Origin of the sequence: Microbacterium sp. MMO-10, assembly GCF_037148715.1 — a bacterium.
Taxonomy (GTDB): Bacteria; Actinomycetota; Actinomycetes; order Actinomycetales; family Microbacteriaceae; genus Microbacterium.
On sequence record NZ_JBBCSV010000001.1, the window covers coordinates 617,746 to 634,535 of the forward strand.

Annotated in this window: 16 protein-coding genes; 9 read left to right on the plus strand and 7 right to left on the minus strand. The window is 70.0% G+C overall.

All coding sequences use genetic code 11. The features are described from left to right. Nucleotides 1-71: 71 nt before the first annotated feature. Nucleotides 72-1,274: a PucR family transcriptional regulator gene (locus WFJ17_RS02945; protein ID WP_336647649.1), complete on the plus strand. Its 1,203-nt coding sequence runs from the start codon at nucleotides 72-74 to the stop codon at nucleotides 1,272-1,274. A 94-nt stretch (nucleotides 1,275-1,368) separates the two neighbouring features. Here the strand turns inward: WFJ17_RS02945 and WFJ17_RS02950 are convergent, their stop codons facing one another. Both WFJ17_RS02950 and WFJ17_RS02955 read right to left on the minus strand, forming a co-directional pair. Beyond that, on the minus strand, nucleotides 1,369-1,593 hold the full coding sequence (locus tag WFJ17_RS02950; protein WP_336647650.1) for a hypothetical protein: 225 nt from the start codon (nucleotides 1,591-1,593) through the stop codon (nucleotides 1,369-1,371). An 86-nt stretch (nucleotides 1,594-1,679) separates the two neighbouring features. Continuing rightward, nucleotides 1,680-2,246 carry a dihydrofolate reductase family protein gene (locus WFJ17_RS02955; RefSeq protein WP_251443713.1) on the minus strand — a complete coding sequence of 189 codons (567 nt, stop codon included), beginning with the start codon at nucleotides 2,244-2,246 and terminating at the stop codon, nucleotides 1,680-1,682. A gap of 126 nt (nucleotides 2,247-2,372) precedes the next feature. Between WFJ17_RS02955 and WFJ17_RS02960 the strand changes: the two genes are divergently transcribed. From WFJ17_RS02960 to WFJ17_RS02970, 3 genes are all read left to right on the plus strand, one after another. Next, nucleotides 2,373-3,188, plus strand: a complete 816-nt coding sequence (locus tag WFJ17_RS02960) for an N-acyl homoserine lactonase family protein (protein WP_251443715.1) — start codon at nucleotides 2,373-2,375, stop codon at nucleotides 3,186-3,188. 9 nt (nucleotides 3,189-3,197) lie between these two features. Then, the gene (locus tag WFJ17_RS02965; protein ID WP_336647651.1) at nucleotides 3,198-3,665 is read left to right on the plus strand and encodes a MarR family winged helix-turn-helix transcriptional regulator; all 468 of its coding nucleotides are present in this window, start codon (nucleotides 3,198-3,200) and stop codon (nucleotides 3,663-3,665) included. Nucleotides 3,666-3,829: 164 nt separating this feature from the next. Next, nucleotides 3,830-4,375, plus strand: a complete 546-nt coding sequence (locus WFJ17_RS02970; RefSeq protein ID WP_251443719.1) for a Dps family protein — start codon at nucleotides 3,830-3,832, stop codon at nucleotides 4,373-4,375. Between the two features lie 33 nt (nucleotides 4,376-4,408). Here WFJ17_RS02970 and WFJ17_RS02975 read toward each other — a convergent pair whose 3' ends face one another. Continuing rightward, a complete protein-coding gene (locus WFJ17_RS02975; protein WP_336647652.1) occupies nucleotides 4,409-5,620 on the minus strand; it encodes an MFS transporter in 1,212 nt (403 codons plus the stop codon). A 45-nt stretch (nucleotides 5,621-5,665) separates the two neighbouring features. Between WFJ17_RS02975 and WFJ17_RS02980 the strand changes: the two genes are divergently transcribed. Continuing rightward, nucleotides 5,666-6,580, plus strand: a complete 915-nt coding sequence (locus WFJ17_RS02980; RefSeq protein WP_336647653.1) for a LysR family transcriptional regulator — start codon at nucleotides 5,666-5,668, stop codon at nucleotides 6,578-6,580. Between the two features lie 266 nt (nucleotides 6,581-6,846). Here the strand turns inward: WFJ17_RS02980 and WFJ17_RS02985 are convergent, their stop codons facing one another. Then, nucleotides 6,847-7,473, minus strand: coding sequence for a hypothetical protein (locus WFJ17_RS02985; RefSeq protein ID WP_336647654.1), 627 nt, complete (start codon nucleotides 7,471-7,473; stop codon nucleotides 6,847-6,849). Between the two features lie 257 nt (nucleotides 7,474-7,730). Between WFJ17_RS02985 and WFJ17_RS02990 the strand changes: the two genes are divergently transcribed. The 4 genes from WFJ17_RS02990 to WFJ17_RS03005 all read left to right on the plus strand — a co-directional run bounded on the left by WFJ17_RS02990 (nucleotide 7,731) and on the right by WFJ17_RS03005 (nucleotide 9,871). After that, nucleotides 7,731-8,000, plus strand: coding sequence for a sigma factor (locus WFJ17_RS02990; RefSeq protein ID WP_336647655.1), 270 nt, complete (start codon nucleotides 7,731-7,733; stop codon nucleotides 7,998-8,000). 4 nt (nucleotides 8,001-8,004) lie between these two features. Beyond that, the gene (locus WFJ17_RS02995) at nucleotides 8,005-8,616 is read left to right on the plus strand and encodes a sigma factor-like helix-turn-helix DNA-binding protein (RefSeq protein ID WP_336647656.1); all 612 of its coding nucleotides are present in this window, start codon (nucleotides 8,005-8,007) and stop codon (nucleotides 8,614-8,616) included. Nucleotides 8,617-8,687: 71 nt separating this feature from the next. Then, nucleotides 8,688-9,029: a hypothetical protein gene (locus WFJ17_RS03000; protein ID WP_336647657.1), complete on the plus strand. Its 342-nt coding sequence runs from the start codon at nucleotides 8,688-8,690 to the stop codon at nucleotides 9,027-9,029. 80 nt (nucleotides 9,030-9,109) lie between these two features. Beyond that, on the plus strand, nucleotides 9,110-9,871 hold the full coding sequence (locus WFJ17_RS03005) for an SDR family oxidoreductase (protein ID WP_336647658.1): 762 nt from the start codon (nucleotides 9,110-9,112) through the stop codon (nucleotides 9,869-9,871). Between the two features lie 313 nt (nucleotides 9,872-10,184). Here the strand turns inward: WFJ17_RS03005 and WFJ17_RS03010 are convergent, their stop codons facing one another. From WFJ17_RS03010 to WFJ17_RS03020, 3 genes are read right to left on the minus strand one after another with little or no spacing between them, the layout of a single operon-like run. After that, nucleotides 10,185-11,714: a multicopper oxidase family protein gene (locus WFJ17_RS03010; protein WP_113680074.1), complete on the minus strand. Its 1,530-nt coding sequence runs from the start codon at nucleotides 11,712-11,714 to the stop codon at nucleotides 10,185-10,187. Next, a complete protein-coding gene (locus tag WFJ17_RS03015) occupies nucleotides 11,707-14,328 on the minus strand; it encodes a heavy metal translocating P-type ATPase (protein WP_056518808.1) in 2,622 nt (873 codons plus the stop codon). The genes WFJ17_RS03010 and WFJ17_RS03015 overlap by 8 nt, the downstream gene beginning before the upstream one ends. Continuing rightward, nucleotides 14,325-16,778: a phosphoketolase family protein gene (locus tag WFJ17_RS03020; RefSeq protein ID WP_336647659.1), complete on the minus strand. Its 2,454-nt coding sequence runs from the start codon at nucleotides 16,776-16,778 to the stop codon at nucleotides 14,325-14,327. Before WFJ17_RS03020 ends, WFJ17_RS03015 begins: the two co-directional genes overlap by 4 nt. Between the last annotated feature and the right edge of the window lie 12 nt (nucleotides 16,779-16,790).

Here is a 16,790-nt window from a genome sequence, read left to right on the forward strand (position 1 = left end):
GGCCTCCCGGCGGGATCGAGGAGAGCGGATATGACGGAACGCGCGGCGGATCTCTCGCACACGGGGATCCGATGAGCACGACCGACCGCGATGAGGGCATCGCCTGGGTCGAGCGCCGGCTGCCGAGCCTGATCGAGAGGGTCTACGCCCGCAGCGTCGAGACCCTGCCCGTCTACGAGGACGAGAAGCACGTCTCCACCGGGGAGCTGCGGCGCTCGATCGAGGAGAACCTGCGCTTCCTCGTGCACGCGCTGCGGCACCCCGGAGAACCGCTCGACCTCGCCGTCCCCGAGCAGACCGGCAGGCGCCGGGCGCACCAGGGCGTGCCGCTGCCCGAGGTGCTGCAGGTGTACCGGATCGGCTTCGGGACCCTGTGGGGAGCCCTCGTCGAGCGCGCCGCCCAGAGCGCACGCACCGAGGTGCTCACCCGGCTGCTGGACACGTCGACCCGGATCTGGAGCGTCGCCGAGGAGCACGCCACGGCGATCACCGAGGCCTATCGCGCCACGACAGCCGAGATCCTGATCTCCCAGGAGCACCGTCGCGCGGCGCTCGTCGAGGTGCTGCTCACCGGGCACGTCAGCAAGGACGCCGGCCCCTGGGAGGCGGCATCGCTGCTCGGCTTCCCCGCCGACGCGGACCTGGTCGTGGTCGCGGCGCAGACGAACGAGGTGGCGGCGGAGTCGCTGCCCGGGATCGCCCGGCGCCTCGCGGACCAGGGGTGCGTCTCGGGCTGGCGGCTCACGCCGGCCCTGCAGCTCGGCGTGATCGCCCTCGCCCGCCCCGAGGCGATGGACGAGGTCCTCGAGACGCTGCGCGGCTACCCGGGCGCCCGGGTGGGCGTCAGCCCGCCCTTCGCCGCACGCACCGACGCACCGCGAGCGCTGCGTCTCGCCCGCGCGGCTCTCGCGACGACCTCCCGCAGCGCGATGAAAGTGCGCGTGTTCAGCGCGAGCCCCATCGCGGCCATGATCGCAGCGGATCCGCACGAGGCCGAGCGCCTCACCGAAGACGTCCTGGGCCCCGTCCTGCACCTCGCCGAGAGCGACCGCGACGTCATCCTCGAGACCCTCGAGACGTACATCGACACCGGCGGATCCGCGACGGATGCCGCGGCGCTGCTGCACTGCCATCCCAACACGGTGCGGTACCGGCTGCGACGGATCGAGGAGCTCACCGGGCGCAGCTTCACCCGCCCGAACGACATGGCGGAGCTCGCCGCCGCGGCATACGGACTCGAGCTGACCAGGATCGCGCAGCACCGCGGCGCCTGAGCCGGTCCCGCCCGTCCGGATCCCCGTGCGTGGCGGGCGATCGGGACAGTTCCGCCCCGCTGCCGACGGCGTCGGCCGTCGGCAGCGGGCCGGATCAGATCCGGTCGAGGCCCTCCTTGCGGCGCTCGTCCTGCGATTCCTCGTCGTCGACGCCGCCGGTCTCGTCGAAGGCCTCGTCGCGGTGATGCTGCCGGCGCTCCTCCTGCTCCTGCCGGTCCTCGCGCAGCTCGTCGTTCTTGTCGTGACCCATCTCGTCCTCCTCGTCCGCGCGCGTGAGCACGCTCAGGGACAGGATCCCCCACCCGAGCCGGATCCGCACGGGTTTCTGTGCAGGGCGACAATCAGGACGATCCCCCGGCAGTCCGCCCGCCCCTGGTGAGCTCGCCTCCGGATGCGCCGCGCGGCTCACCGCCCGGGCGGGCCGTCGAGCACCGTCGGCACGTACTCGAGCAGCTGCAGCCGTCCGTCGAAGGTGCGCGATGCGACGAGGTCGAGACGCACGTCGGGGTACCCGTCGAAGATGCGGTCCTGCCCGGTCGCCCCGGTGATCACGGGGAAGAGCACGACCCGGTAGCGATCGACGAGACCGGCGCTCAGCAGCGACCGGCACAGGGAGACGCTGCCGAGGGTGCGCAGCGGTCGATCCGACTCCTCCTTCAGAGCGCGCACGAACTCGACCGCGTCTTCGCGGACGAGGGTGGAGTTCGCCCACTCCAGGGGTTCCGGGAGCGTGGCCGAGAACACGTACTTGGGGATCGGGTCGAGCACCCCGACGCCCTCCTCGCCGCCCGCGGCGAAGGCGGACATGAGCCGATAGGTCGTCGCCCCCATCAGGATCGGGTAGTCCCCGTCCGGCGCCGTCGCGAGCCACTCGAAGTACTCCGGCCCGCCCATGCCCCACAGGCCCGGCCAGCCCTCGGCGGCGCCGTAGCCGTCGAGGGAGCAGATGAAGTCGATCGTCAAGGTCTGCATGTCGTCTCCTCCGCACGCCGTCCCGCGCCGGGATCCCGGCGCGATCGGCGGCTTCGCGCAGGAGTCTAAGCGCGTTCTGCGGAAGCCGCTCGACAATTTACGTGTCACGACATATAGTGTCGTGACATGAACATCATTCAGAATGTCGCGGTCGTCAGCACCGGAACCGTCGCGATCCGGCCCGAGCATGTGGCACGACCCTCGACGCCCATGCTCTGGTGGCTGGCCACCTCCCGCCGCTGGACGGCACCGCGCCCCATCAACGTCTACGTGATCGAGCACGAGAAGGGCCTGGTGCTGTTCGACACCGGCCAGGATCGGGCCTCGGTCACGGATCCCGACTACTTCCCCGGCGGGCTGAACGGCTACTTCTACCGCCGTCTCGCCCGGTTCACGATCGGCCCCGAGGACACCCTGACGACGCAGCTCGCGCGCATCGGCTACGACATCGCCGACGTCACCGCGGTGGTCGTCTCCCACCTGCACCAGGATCACATCGGGGGCCTCTCGGAGCTCACGCACGCGCGGATCCTCGTAGGCCGGGCGGAGCTGGACGCCGCGCGCCGCAGGTCCGCCGAGCTCAACGGGTATCTGGAGAAGCACATCTTCCTGCCGGGGCTGCGCTGGGAGCCGCTGGCCGGCGAGCTCGATCTCTTCGGCGACGGGGCCATCACCCTGCTCCCCACCCCCGGGCACACGCCGGGCTCGCTGTCCGCCCTCATCCGGCGCGCGGGACGCAGGCCCCTCCTGCTCGTGGGCGACCTCACCTATGACGTCACCCTGCTCGAGCAGGGCATCATCCCCGGGGTCGGCGACAGGGCAGGCCTGCTCGCGTCGACCCGGCACGTCGCCGAGCTCGCCGCGCAGCACCCCGGCCTCGTCGTGCTCGCGGCCCACGACCCGGGTGCGCAGCGTCTGCTCGCCGAGGCGGACCGCCCCTAGAGTGAAGGGATGAGGCAGGCAGAGCAGATCCGCTACCTCCTGCTCGCCGCGCAGCGCGAGGGCAACCGCCGGCTCGCGGCGGCGCTCGAGCCGATCGGGCTCTCCCCCGCGCAATCCGAGGTGCTCCGGATCCTCGGGGATCACGGCGACCAGGGCGAGCTCACCGTCTCCGGAGTCGGACGGATGCTCGTCTGCGACAGCGGCACCAACCCCTCTCGGCTGATCGAGCGCCTGGTGCAGGCGGGCTACATCGAACGCGTCGAAGCCGGCGAGGACCGTCGCCGCGTGCACCTGCGCCTGACCCCGACGGGCAGGGCGAAGGAGCAGGAGACCCGCGCGATCGAGGACGCGATGTACGCCGAGATCGACGCGCTGCCCGGCGCCACGGATCTCATCACCCCCCTGGAGCTGCTCGTGACGGGCGCTCCTGCCGGTGAGGCGCTGAGAAGGCGCATCGACGCGCCTCGCGGAGCCTGAACGACGCCTGACCCGCGCGCGTCCTCGGCCGTGTCGCCGCCCCGGATAGTGCCCGATCCCGAGAAGCGCAAGCCCATAGGTCTCCGCGACGCGAGCGCATAGCCTGCACGGGTCAGCGCAGGCGGATCCTCCGTCCTGCGGATCCCCGTCGAAGAAGGAGTCCCATGAACGCCCCGGCGACGACTGCCCCCAAGAACCGCCGCAAGCCCGCGAAGGGCGCGGCACGCACGGCCGAGGAGAACGCGGAGAAGGGCTTCGCCGCGTCCCAGGAGCTGAGCGACAGCATGCAACGGGTCCTGGTCGATCTGATCGAGCTCTCCCTTCAGGGCAAGCAGGTCCATTGGAACGTGGTGGGCCCGAACTTCCGCGACACCCACCTCCAGCTGGACGAGATCATCGACGCCAGCCGCCTGTTCGCCGATACCGTCGCGGAGCGGATGCGCGCCCTGCACGCGCTCCCCGACGGTCGCAGCGACGTGGTCGCAGAGACGACGACGCTGCCCGAGTGCCCGCACGGCGAGATCGCGACGCGGGACGCGATCGATCTGATGACCGAGCGGCTCGACGGCGTTGCCGCGACCTGCCGCGACGTGCACGACCAGGTGGACGAGGAGGATCCGACCAGCGCCGACATCCTGCACGCGGTCCTCGAGCGGATCGAGCAGCTGTCCTGGATGGTCAGCGCCGAGAACCGCACCCCGAAGGGATGAGCGCGGCGGCGCGCTCACGCCAGGACCGACGTCTCACCGTCGCGCCATCCGCGCACCCGACACCACCACCAGCAGGCCGGCGAGGGCGCTGAGGCCGATGAGCACCGCGACCGGAGACCAGAGACTCAGCGCGGCGGCCGCGAGAAGCGGAGGCAGGGTCATCCCCGCGTAGGCGATCAGGAAGACGGCGGCGAGCGCCTCGCCCCGTCGCTCCGGCATGGCCGCCGATGCCGTGGTGGTCAGTGCGTTGCGGAAGAGGATCCCGATGCCGCCACCCGTGATCCCCGCCCCGGTCAGGAAGAGCGCCAGCGACGTCAGCGCGGCGCCCGCCCCGACCACGCCCAGGCCGAGCACCGCGAGGACGATCGCAAGGGTGAGCTGCGCACGTGCCGACACCGTGGTCGTGAGGATCTGCGCCGCCGCGGCGGTCATGAAGAGGATGAACGGAGCCACACCCACCAGCAGCGGCGAGTGCACGCCGAGCACGCGGCCGAGGAACGTCGAGGAGAGCCCCATGAACGTGCCGAACACGGCGAACGCACCGAAGGCCGCCGCGGCCGCCGACCAGAAGGCCGCGCGCCCCGCCGCCGGCACGGTCACGCGCTGCGGCCGGTAGGCAGGTCGCTCCTCACGGCGTTCGACCGTCTCCGGCACGAAGGCCACGACGACAGCCTCGACGGCGAGCAGGACGGCGAAGATCGCGTAGGGCGTCACGAGCGGACGCGCCGCCCAGGTGGCGATCAGGCCGCCGACCAGGGGCCCGAGCGAGATGCCTCCGAGGTTCGCGAAGGTCGACACCAGGGCGGAGCGCCCCGCAGGGCGGCCCGCGGCGGCACCGAGCTCGGAGAGGTGTGCCGTGGCGGTGGCGGTGAGGATGCCGACGCCGAGCCCGCACACGAAGCGGGCGATGATGAGGCCGATGACGTCGGTCCACACGAGGAAGAGGACCGCGGAGAGCACGGTGATCAGGAGCGATCCGAGGATCACGCGCCGACGGCCGAGCCAGTCGGAGACATGTCCGGCCAGGTACAGGCTCACCATCACGCCGACCGCGTAGGAGACGAAGATCACGGTGAGCACGATCGTGGGGAAGCCGTCGCGCTGCTGATAGATCGCGTAGAGCGGCGTGGGGATCGCGCAGAACGCCATCTCGGTCAGGAACGCGACCGCGATGATCCAGAAGCCGGCGTGGTGGGGAAGCCGTCGGGGGGACGCGAGGGGAAGCGATGCTGTCGTCGTGGTCACGGTTCCATGCTTTCCTCGACGCGTCATCGAGTCCAACGGTTATCCTTGATCACTGCCATCGCTGCGATCGATGACCCGGGAGGTCATGTGGACACCCGCCAGGCCGAGTACGCCATCGCCGTCGCCGACGAGCTGAGCTTCACCCGCGCCGCACAGCGCGTGTTCGCCGGACAGTCGACGGTCTCGGCAGGCGTGCGCGCGCTGGAGAAGGAACTGGGCGTCGCCCTCTTCGAGCGCGATCAGCGCGGAGTGCGGATCACCGCCGCCGGGGAGGCCGTGCTTCCCGTGCTGCGAGAGCTCGTCGATGCCGAGGCGCGCGCCAAGGCCGCCGCGGATCCCCGGGGCGAGCTGCGCGGTCTCCTGCGCATGGGCATGTTCACGAGCATCAGCTCCATGGCCGTGCCGCGGATCATCGGCGCCTTCCACCGCGCGAACCCGCTGGTCGAACTCCGCCTGCGAGGCAACTCGGGCGGATCCGGTGAGCTGGTCGAGTCGGTCCGACGAGGCAGGGTGGATCTCAGCCTCTTCGGCCTCCCTGCGACGGCGGCTCCGGGCCTGGCCGTGCATCGACTCGCGACGACGCCGTACCGGGTCGTCCTCGCTGAAGATCACGCGCTCGCGCAGCGGGCGGAGATCGGCCTCGCCGAGATCGCCGGCGAGCACTTCGTGGACACCCCCGTCGGGTTCGGCAATCGCGATGTCCTCGACTCCGCGCTGGGCGCGCGGAGCATCGTCCGTGACGTGCGGGCCGAGGTGACGGAGACGAGTGCGATCCCGGTGTTCGTCGCCACCGGCCTCGGCATCGCGCTCCTTCCGGAGCTGCTCATCACGCCCGTCGACGGCATCGTGTCGGTGGCGCTCGCCGAGCACATCGACTGGGATCTCAGCATCATCAGTCCGCGCTCGCCGAGCGCACCGGCGGCGGCCCTCATCGAGGAGTTCCTCGCCGCCTATCGCTGATCCCCGCGCCGAGCCGGCTCAGGACTCAGGGCCCGGAGCCGGCGAACAAGGGGAGCCGGACGGAGGCGAAACCGTCCGGCTCCCCGGCGTTCCACGGCTTGGCGAGCGACCGGAAGCCTGGGGGACCCCGCATGCGCCGTGGAACCTTCCCACGCTTCACGCTATTGCCCTGCACCCGCGTCGGGCAGGGGCTTGACGACGGATACGGGAGCGGCTAACCGAGGCCTTCTCCCGGGTCCAGGGGGCGGCCGGCTTCTGCTGCGACGTCAGCCCCCGACGGGGCGGCGCGCGAGGTTCGCCGCCCGGATCCTGCGACGCTCATAGGTCAGCGTGGCGCCGAGCAGGACGATACCGACCGCCGCGCCCGACAGCTGCGCCCCGAGCAGGGGCGAGCCCATCCCTTCGGTGAGCGCCAGGGCCACCAGCGCGCCGCCGAGCACGCAGTTCACTGCCGCGATCATGCTCGCCATGGTGAACAGGAAGGAGCTGCGTCCGTATCGGACGCCGTACTCCCCGGTGCGGGCGTCGCCCCGGACGAGAAGAGCGGGCCCCGACGGATGCACGCCCGCGAAATGCGCTCGGATGTTCTCCATCCGCTGGCGCACGGCGATGTTCTCGATGGTGTTGTCGACGAGCCGGACGACCGTGAACCATCCGAGCACGAAGATCGTCGGCAGCAGGGTGAAGGTGAGGATCGCGAGAAGGCCCGGGGTCCGCGCGGAGAATCCGAGCGCGACCAGGCCGCTCGACAGCGTCGAGAGGTAGATCGTCGACCTCGCTCCGGACTCGCTGACGGTCGCGCTCGCGACCGACTGCAGGACGATCTGCTCGTTCGCCAGGGCGCTGCGGAGAGCTGCAAGATCGGCGGATGCCGGCGACGTCGATTCCGTCATGGAGGGCCTTCCCGGTGTCTTTCGTGCGGGCAGATCGCCGCTACCAGGAATGACCGGCGAGGGGGCGCGCCTGTGACGGGTGGGGGCAGATCGGGGCGCCCTGTCCGGCCGCAACGGGAAGACCGGTGAGGAGGCGAGGCTGTGACAATGGTGGGGAGTTCCCGCAGAGCGTCACGTTTCGTGCACGTACTCGGTCAGTGTCATCGAGAGCACTGCGATCGAGTCGCGCGGAGAGGGTGAGGATCACGGACGAGCGGATGACGGCCGAGTGGGCCGACCTGGACACGGCGGTGGCGGTGTTCGCGCAGGAGCGCCGGCGGTTGTTCGGCATCGCGTACCGCATGACGGGGAGCGTCGCCGACGCGGAGGACGTCCTGCAGGAGGCCTGGATCCGTTGGCAGCACACGGACCGGTCTGTGGTGAAGGAACCGGGAGCGCTGCTGACGACGGTAGTCACCAGGCTCTGCATCAACGAGATGCAGAGCCTGTGCCCGTCGGGAGACCTACATCGGTCCCTGGCTGCCTGAGCCGGTGAACACCGAGGATGACCCGCTGCTCGGCGCAGAGCGCGGCGAGGCCCTCGACTTCGCCGTGCTGCTCCTGCTCGAGAAGCTCACCCCGACCGAGCGGTCCGCGTACGTCCTGCGTGAGGCTCTCGGCTACCCCTACGATCGGATCTCCCTCATCGTGCGGGCCTCCGTTCCCGCGACACGACAGCTGGTGAGCAGAGCTCGCAAGCACCTGGCCGACAGCAGGCGCAACGCGGTGCCGGCAGGCGAGCACCGTCGTCTGCTCGAGACCTTCCTCACGGCCGCCCAGACCGGGGACATCTCGGCGCTGGAGGATCTCTTCGCCTCCGACGTCGTGAGCTACACCGATGGGAACGGTGTCAGACTCGCCGCCCGCATCCCCGTCTCCGGCCGGACGCGCGTGGCGAAGTTCGTCGCCGCGTTCTCCGGCCATTTCTGGCAGGGGAAGACGCAGCGCTGGATCGAGGTCAACGGGCGGCCGGCCGTGACGCTTTCCGAGGACGGCATCGTGACGACGGCCCTCACCGTGACGGCATCCCCGGAGGGCATCACGCAGCTCCTCTGGGTGATGAGCCCCGAGAAGCTGCAGCGCCTCGCGTCGGCCGGAGCATGACCGCTCGACCCGGACTGATGCGCACCGCGCACCGCGCAGCACGGCGAAGCGCATCCCGACGGGTGTCTCGCGTGGAGATCATCCGCGAGCTGCTGGCGAGGGGCGACCGCACCCGGCTCTCGAGGAGACTGCACCGCAGGGTCTCTCTGATCGTCGACGGCGGCGGTCGCGTCCCGGCTCCGAGTTCACCGGTGCTCGGGCGGGACGATGTCTCCCGCGCCCTCGTGGACCTTCTGGGGCCGGCGTCCGGCTGGATCTCCTCGATCGTCGAGGTGAACGGCGCACCCGCCGTGGTCTTCCAGGACGGCAGTCGCGTCGCCGGGGTCCTGAGCCTGCGCATCCGGGCATGTCATGTCTCGGGCATGTGGGCGGTCGTCAACCCGGACAAGCTGAGGCACTGGAACACGCCGTGAGCCGTCACAAACCCGGTCGCCTGCCGGTCAGCACTGGGAGGGCGCCGATCACGGCGTCGTGAATGACGGAAGGCAAGAACATGGCGAAGATCGTTGTGATTGGCGGCACGGGACTGATCGGCTCGAAGGTGGTGTCGAAGCTCACCGCTCACGGGCATGAGGCGATCGCCGCATCCCCGAACACCGGCGTCGACACCGTGACCGGGGAGGGCCTCGCCGCGGTGCTCGTCGGTGCGGATGTCGTGGTCGACGTGTCGAACTCTCCGTCCTTCGAGGAGAAGGACGTCCTGGAGTTCTTCACCACCTCCACGCGCAATCTGGTCGCCGCGGAAGCAGTGGCCGGCGTCGGCCACCACGTCGCGCTGACCATCGTCGGCACCGACCGCCCGCAGAACATCCCCTACTTCCGGGCCAAGACCGCTCAGGAGAAACTGATCCGCGCGTCCGGCATGCCGTACTCCCTCGTCCACGCCACCCAGTTCTTCGAGTTCCTGGGCAGCATCGCCGACATCTCCGTGGGCGCCGACGGCGCCGTGCACCTGCCCGGTGCGCTCATCCAGCCCATCGCGGCCGAGGATGTCGCCACGGCGGTTGCGCGAGCGGCAGCGGGAGAGCCCCTCAACGGGGATCGCGAGATCGCGGGACCTGAGCAGTTCGCCATGGACGAGTTCGTCCGCCGGGGCCTCGCCTTCCGGGGCGACAGCAGGACTGTGGTGCAGGATCCCGACGCGCAGTACTACGGGGCGCACATCGACGAGCGCACGCTGATCCCGGTCGACGGCGCGGTGATCTTCGAGACCACCTTCGAGGAGTGGCTGCCGGCCAATCCTCCTCGCGGCTGACCTCACGAGGGCGATGCCCGAATCACGGCCGCCTCGGCAGGTGCACTGCCCCTGCCGGGGTGGCCGTCCGGTCGATCAGAGGTGGGTCCGGCGAAGCCCGGATCTAGTGGAAGTCGCCGCCGTGTAGGTTCCCGGTCAAGGTGGCGGAGAACTCGGGGATTCCACGCTAATTGGCAGCAGTTTCGTCAGCAGGATTCCGCGCGAAATGGCAGATCCCTACATAAGAGTAGGAAGTCCACTTAGACTTGACGTCCGCCGCCGCCGTCCGATCGCCCGCGCGATCATCCTCCCGTGCTGGGGATGAACGCGCGGTTCATGACTGGTATCCGAGCACCGTGGTCATGCCGGTCTCGGCGTGGTAGATGTTGTGGCAGTGCGCGACCCACTGGCCGGGGTTGTCGGCGTCGAAGTCGACTGTCAGGGTCTGGCCCGGGAGGATGATGGAGGTGTCCTTCCGGGGGCCGCCGTTCGCGTGCTGGTAGGTGTGGCCGTGCAGGTGGAACGGATGCCACATCTCGGTGTCATTGCGGATCCGCAACTGCACCCGCTCCCCCATACTGACCGCGTGCGCGTCCCGCAACGGGTCGTTCATGTCGAACCGGCGCCCATTGATCCCCCAGTCGTACGCCTCCATCCCGCCGGTCAGCGCGAGGTGCACGACCCGGTCGGGGGATGCCTGGTGCAGGGTGACGGAGGCGGTCGCGCTCAGTCCGGCAGCGGTGCCGACCCTGCCGGTGCCGAGCTCGGCGACGGGGACGTCGCTGGCCGGAGCCGTGCCAGCGGCGGTGCGAACGAGCGCGAACGCGCGATCCTGCTTGCCTTCCGCGTCGGCGACGACAGGGAACACCCCATCGTCCAGGGTGACCTGCAGGTCGTAGCGTTCGCCCATCCCGATCAGGACACTGTCGACCTCGACAGGATCCACCGGGAACCCGTCGGTGTGGGTGATCGTCAGGGTGTGGCCGCCGATCGCGAACCGGAACGCGGTGTCGCTGCCGGCGTTGATGACACGGATCCGCACCCGGGCACCAGGAGTGCCGGTGAATTGGGCGGGGTCGGCTTTGGGTTTGCCGTTGATGAGGTACTGCGGGTAGTAGACGTCGCCGGCGTCGCCGCCGAGCAGCTCGGAGGTGGCGCCCATCAGCAGGTTCCCCATCCGCATGAACATGTCGCCCATCCCGCCCATGTCTCCCATGCCCTTCGAGAGGTCGGTGAGGACCTGGTCCGGGGTGGCGGTGACGCCGTCGAGCCAGTCGTCGAGGATCAGCACCCATTCGTCGTCCCACGTCACCTTCTCGTCCGGGTCGTCGATGATGAGCGCACCGTAGAGGCCGTGGTCCAGTTGCGGGCCGACGTGGGGGTGGAACCAGTAGGTGCCCGGATGCGGGGTGACGAACTCGTATGCGAACTGTCCGCCCGGGGCGATGGGGGCTTGGGTTACCGGAGGGACCCCATCCATGTCGTTGCGGAGGGCGAGTCCGTGCCAGTGCACGGAGGTGTCCGCGTCGAGCTGGTTGCGGACGGTCGCTTTCAGCGTGTCGCCTGCGGTGAGCCGGATTACCGGGGCGGGGATACCTCCGAACGCCCAGGTGGCGGCGGCGGTACCGGCCAGGTCGAGCGTGGTGGGGGCGGCGGTGAGGTCGACGGTGGTGACTCGGCCGGTGCCGCCGCGGTTCTTCTCCGTGCCGGACACCGCTGCGCCGGTGGGTGTCACCCATTGCGGCGCGGGGGTGCAGGAGGCGAGCACGGCTGCCGCGACGGCGCCCAGTCCGAGTCCGAGCACACCTCGTCGGGTCAGCAGCATCGGGGAGGACGGTGTGGGAGAGAGCGGACGGTCAGGCATGTTCGGGCTCCTTCTGCATGGTCGTCGCAGCGGGCGCCTGGGCGGGCAGGCGGAGCCGCTTGAGGAGGAGGGCGTTGACGGCGACGATCACGGAGGAACCGGACATCGACAGGGCGGCGATCTCCGGGGACAGCATGATCCCGAACGCCGGATAGAACACGCCAGCGGCGATGGGGAGGGCGGCGGCGTTGTATCCGATGGCCCAGCCCAGGTTCTGCCGCATCTTTCGCAGTGTGCCCTTGCCGATCTTGAGTGCGATCGCAACATCGAGCGGGTCCGAGCGCATCAGGACCACGTCGGCGGTCTCGATGGCGACGTCGGTGCCGGCGCCGATCGCGATGCCGAGGTCGGCCTGGGCGAGGGCGGGGGCGTCGTTGACGCCGTCGCCGACCATCGCGACCTTCTTGCCCGTCTTCTGCAGCTCGGCGACCTTCGCGGACTTGTCCTCGGGGAGCACATCCGCGATCACGGTGTCGATGCCGAGGAGAGCGGCGATCCGGTCGGCGGTGGGCTTGTTGTCCCCGGTGAGCATTGCGACCTCGACGCCCTGCTCGTGGAGAGCGTCGATCGCGGTCTTTGCGGTGTCCCGGGGTGCGTCGGCGAGACCGATGATCCCGGCGACTTGCCCGTCCACGGCGAACAGGATCGCGGTGCGGCCGGACCCAGCCAGGTCCTGCTGAGCGGCCTGCACCCCGCTGATGTCGATCCCCTCCCCGGTGAGAAGGCGCGGGTTGCCGAGGACGACCTGTCGACCGTCGACGGTGGCGATCGCGCCCTGCCCGGTGACGTTTCGGAACGCGGTCGCGGTGCGACGGGGGATGTCGCGGGCGTCGGCGTAATTCACGATCGCTTTCGCCAGAGGATGCTCGGATTCCCGCTCCAACGCGACCGCGAGGGAGAGAGTCTCGAGCTCGTCGCCGCCGACGGGGATGTAGTCGGTGACCTCCGGCTCCCCCTTGGTGAGGGTGCCGGTCTTGTCGAACACGACCGTGTCGATGTGGGCGGCGGTTTCGATCCCGGAGGCGTTCTTGAACAACACGCCCCGTTTCGCGCCGAGCCCGGTGCCGACCATGATCGCCGTCGGGGTGGCGAGGCCGAGCGCGTCGGGGCAGGTGATGACGACGACGGTGATAGCGAACAGGATCGCCATCGGGATTGCAGCGCCGGCGAGCAGCCACACCAGGAAGGTGAGGGTGCCGCCGATCAGGGCGACCAGGACGAGCCAGAACGCTGCCCGGTCGGCGAGGCGCTGCCCGGGGGCTTTGGAGTTCTGCGCCTCCTGCACGAGCTTCACGATCTGCGCCAACGCCGTGTCCGAGCCGACTTTGGTGGCTGTGACGCGGAGGGTGCCGACGGTGTTCACGGTCGCTCCGATCACCTCCGACCCGGGCGCTTTGTCCACCGGCATGGACTCGCCGGTGACCATCGACTCGTCCACCTCGGACTCTCCGGATTCCACGACACCGTCGGTGGGGATCTTGGCCCCCGGCCGCACCAGCATCAGATCCCCCGGGACGACCTCGCTGGTGGGGATCTCGACCTCCTGCCCGTCACGGATCACGACCGCCTGCGAGGGTGCGAGCTCCAGGAGGGTGCGGATGGCGTCGTTCGCGCCGCCGCGGGCGCGCATCTCCACCCAATGCCCCAGCAGCACGAAGGTGGCAAGCACCGTGGCGGCTTCGTAGAACACTTCACCGCCGCCGGTGAGGGTGACCGCGAGGGAGTACAGCCAGCCGGCGCCGACACCGACTGCGACGAGCACCATCATGTCGAGGGTCTTCGCGCGCAGCGCCCGGTAGGCGCCGTCGAAGAAGATCCACGCCGAGTAGAAGATCACCGGCAGCGACAGGATCAGCATGAACACGTCATCGCGCAGCCCGAACGGTGCCGGCACCTCGAATCCGATCACCTCCCGCCCGATCGGAGACCACAGGGTGATCGGGATCGACAGGATCAGCGCGACCAGGAACCGGTTGCGCATGTCGCGGATCATCGCGTCCATCGACATCCCGCCGTGATGCCCACCGTGGCCCATCATCTCCTGCGCACTGTGACCCGACGCTGCACCATGATCGTGCCCACCCGCGGCCGCGGTGTGACCGGCGTGCTCGACGTGGTGACCGGCATGCTCACCGTCATCCGCCGTCGCCGACGGGGCGTGCGTGTGGTCGTGGCCAGCGGCGTGGTCGTGGACGGGGTCGTCGTGATAGCCCGCAGGACCCTTATGGCCCGCGTGGCTGGCGTGACCCGTGGCATCCGTGTGGCCCTCGTGCGCGTCGTGACTCGCGTGCGGTTCTTGTGCGCCCTCAGCTGCGGGGCCGTGGTGGGCGCTGTGGTCGTGCGCACCCTCGTCGTGCGGGTCGTGCGCGGGGTCGCAGATATGGTCGGGGACGGACTGGCCGGCGCAGTGATACCCGCAGTCGATGACCCATTGCTGGAGGTGGGCGACCGAGGTGGTCTCGGGGTCGTAGGTGACGGTCGCGGTCTGTGAGACCGGGTTCGCGTCGACAGCGATCACTCCGGGTTGTCGGCTCAGGTGGGCTTCGGTGACGTTCTTGGAGGTCGCGCGGATCATGCCGCTGACCTGCAGGGTCACGGTTCTGGTGTCACTCATTTCGGTTCCTTCCGGATGGCGGGGTCGGTGGTGTCGGGGTGGGGCCATTGCCAGTCGGCGACGGCGGGGATGTCGGTGCCGTGCTCACGGGTGTGGGCGCGGGCATGCAGGCGGGCGTCCTGCAGCTCCTGCCGCAGCTCCGCGTGGCGGGCGGCGAGGCCCGGGACGTGGTCGAGGACGTCGATCGCCAGCCGGTACCGGTCGAGGTCGTTGAGCATGACCATGTCGAACGGGGTCGTGGTGGTGCCGCGCTCCTGGAAGCCGTGCACGTGCAGGTTCTGGTGTCCGGCGCGCTTGTAGGTGAGTCGGTGGATCAGCCACGGGTAGCCGTGGTAGGCGAAGATCACCGGCTTGTCGGGAGTGAAGATCGCATCGAACTCCCGGTCCGGGAGACCGTGCGGGTGCTGGTCCTCGGATTGCAGCCGGGTCAGGTCGACCACGTTCACCACCCGCACTCTCAGGTCGGGGATGTGCTCGCGCAGCAGCGCCGCCGCGGCGAGGGTCTCCAGTGTCGGCACGTCGCCGGCGGCGGCGAGCACCACGTCCGGCTCGGTGCCTTCGGTTTCGGTGCCCGCCCACGGCAGGATGCCCAGCCCGCGGGTGCAGTGCTCGATCGCCTCGTCCATCGTCAGCCACTGCGGGGCGGGCTGCTTCCCGGCGACGACGACGTTGATGTACCCGGCGGAGCGCAGGCAGTGGTCGTAGGTGGACAGCAGCGTGTTCGCGTCGAACGGCAGGTAGACGCGGACGATGTCGGGGCTCTTGTTCAGGGCGAGGTCGATGAACCCGGGGTCCTGGTGGGAGAACCCGTTGTGGTCCTGCCGCCAGACGTGGCTGGAGAGCAGGTAGTTGAAGCTCGGGATCGGGTCCCGCCACGACACCTCCCGGGCCGCTTCGAGCCATTTGGCGTGCTGGTTGAACATCGAGTCGACGATGTGGGTGAACGCCTCGTAGCAGTTGAACAGCCCATGCCGGCCGGTAAGGACGTAGCCCTCGAGCCAGCCCTGGCACTGGTGCTCGCTGAGCACCTCCATCACCCGCCCGGTCGGGGCCAGGTGCTCGTCGACGGGCTCCACGGCCGCGTTCCACTGCTTGCCGGTGGCCTGGTAGACGGGTGGGGCGAGCCGGTTGGAGGCGGTCTCGTCCGGGCCGAAGATGCGGAAGTTGTCCGGGTTGTCCCGGATCACCCCCGCCAGCCACTCGCCCAGCACGCGGGTCGCTTCCCCGGTTCCCGCACCCCGCTCGGCCGGGTCGACCGGCTGCGCGTGCTTGTGGAAGTCCGGGAGCCGCAGCGGGACGGTGAGTTGTCCGCCGTTGCCGGCCGGGTTCGCGCTCATCCGCCGATCCCCGTCCGGGGCGATCGCGACCGTGGCCGGGCGGGGGGCGCCGGTCACGTCGAACAGCTCGTGCGGGCGGTAGGACGCCAGCCAGTCCTCGAGGATCCGCAGGTGCTCGGGATTGTCGCGGACCTCGGCGAGCGGCACCTGGTGGGCCCGCCAGGTGCCCTCCACCGGCAGACCGTCGATGATCTTCGGGCAGGTCCACCCCTTCGGGCTGCGCAGCACGATCGCCGGCCACGCCGGCCGCCCCCCCAACGTCCCGGCCGCCGCGGCGGCCTTGATGTCCGCGATCTCATCCAGCACCGCATCCAGCACCGCCGCGAACGTCGCGTGGGACTCACGCGGGGTTTCCCCATCGAAGCCGACAGTGACGACGTGGGGGTGATGACCGTAGCCGCGCAGCAGCGCGACAAGCTCCTTCTCGGGGATGCGCGACAGCACGGTCGGGTTGGCGATCTTGTACCCGTTCAGATGCAGGATCGGCAGCACCACCCCGTCATGGGCGGGGTTGAGGAACTTGTTGCCGTGCCACGCGGTCGCCAGCGGCCCGGTCTCCGCCTCCCCGTCACCGATCACGCAGGCGACCAGCAGGTCGGGGTTGTCGAACGCGGCCCCGTAGGCGTGCACGAGGGAGTAGCCCAGCTCCCCGCCCTCGTTGATCGACCCGGGCGTTTCCGGGGACGCGTGCGAGGGGATCCCGCCCGGGAAGGAGAACTGCCGGAACAGCGCCCGCAGCCCCTCTTCGGTGCGGTCGATGCCCGGGTAGCGTTCGGTGTAGGTGCCGTCGAGGTAGGCGTTGGCGACCATGCCGGGTCCGCCGTGCCCGGGCCCGGTCACGTACAGGGTGTTCAGGTCGCGGTCGCGGATGGCGCGGTTCAGGTGGGCGTAGAGGAAGTTCAGGCCCGGGGTGGTGCCCCAATGCCCCAGCAGCCGCGGCTTGATGTCGTCCCGGCTGAGGCGGTGGCGCAGCAGCGGGTTACCCTGCAGGTAGATCTGCCCGATGCTCAGATAGTTCGCCGCCCGCCACCACGCATCCACCGCCGCCAACTGCTCGGCGGTGGCATCAGTGGTGCGGTGCGCCCACGCGGGGGGTGCCGGTGTGGGGGTCATGGTCGGTCTCCT

What these genes read in the sequence shown, in the direction of transcription:
- WFJ17_RS03010 (WP_113680074.1), bottom strand. Translation starts at nt 11,714, where the DNA reads ATGCCTGACCGTCCGCTCTCTCCCACACCGTCCTCCCCGATGCTGCTG.
- WFJ17_RS02965 (WP_336647651.1), top strand. Translation starts at nt 3,198, where the DNA reads ATGAGGCAGGCAGAGCAGATCCGCTACCTCCTGCTCGCCGCGCAGCGC.
- WFJ17_RS02970 (WP_251443719.1), top strand. Translation starts at nt 3,830, where the DNA reads ATGAACGCCCCGGCGACGACTGCCCCCAAGAACCGCCGCAAGCCCGCG.
- WFJ17_RS02955 (WP_251443713.1), bottom strand. Translation starts at nt 2,246, where the DNA reads ATGCAGACCTTGACGATCGACTTCATCTGCTCCCTCGACGGCTACGGC.
- WFJ17_RS03005 (WP_336647658.1), top strand. Translation starts at nt 9,110, where the DNA reads ATGGCGAAGATCGTTGTGATTGGCGGCACGGGACTGATCGGCTCGAAG.
- WFJ17_RS03015 (WP_056518808.1), bottom strand. Translation starts at nt 14,328, where the DNA reads ATGAGTGACACCAGAACCGTGACCCTGCAGGTCAGCGGCATGATCCGC.
- WFJ17_RS02945 (WP_336647649.1), top strand. Translation starts at nt 72, where the DNA reads ATGAGCACGACCGACCGCGATGAGGGCATCGCCTGGGTCGAGCGCCGG.
- WFJ17_RS02990 (WP_336647655.1), top strand. Translation starts at nt 7,731, where the DNA reads ATGACGGCCGAGTGGGCCGACCTGGACACGGCGGTGGCGGTGTTCGCG.
- WFJ17_RS03020 (WP_336647659.1), bottom strand. Translation starts at nt 16,778, where the DNA reads ATGACCCCCACACCGGCACCCCCCGCGTGGGCGCACCGCACCACTGAT.
- WFJ17_RS02985 (WP_336647654.1), bottom strand. Translation starts at nt 7,473, where the DNA reads ATGACGGAATCGACGTCGCCGGCATCCGCCGATCTTGCAGCTCTCCGC.
- WFJ17_RS02960 (WP_251443715.1), top strand. Translation starts at nt 2,373, where the DNA reads ATGAACATCATTCAGAATGTCGCGGTCGTCAGCACCGGAACCGTCGCG.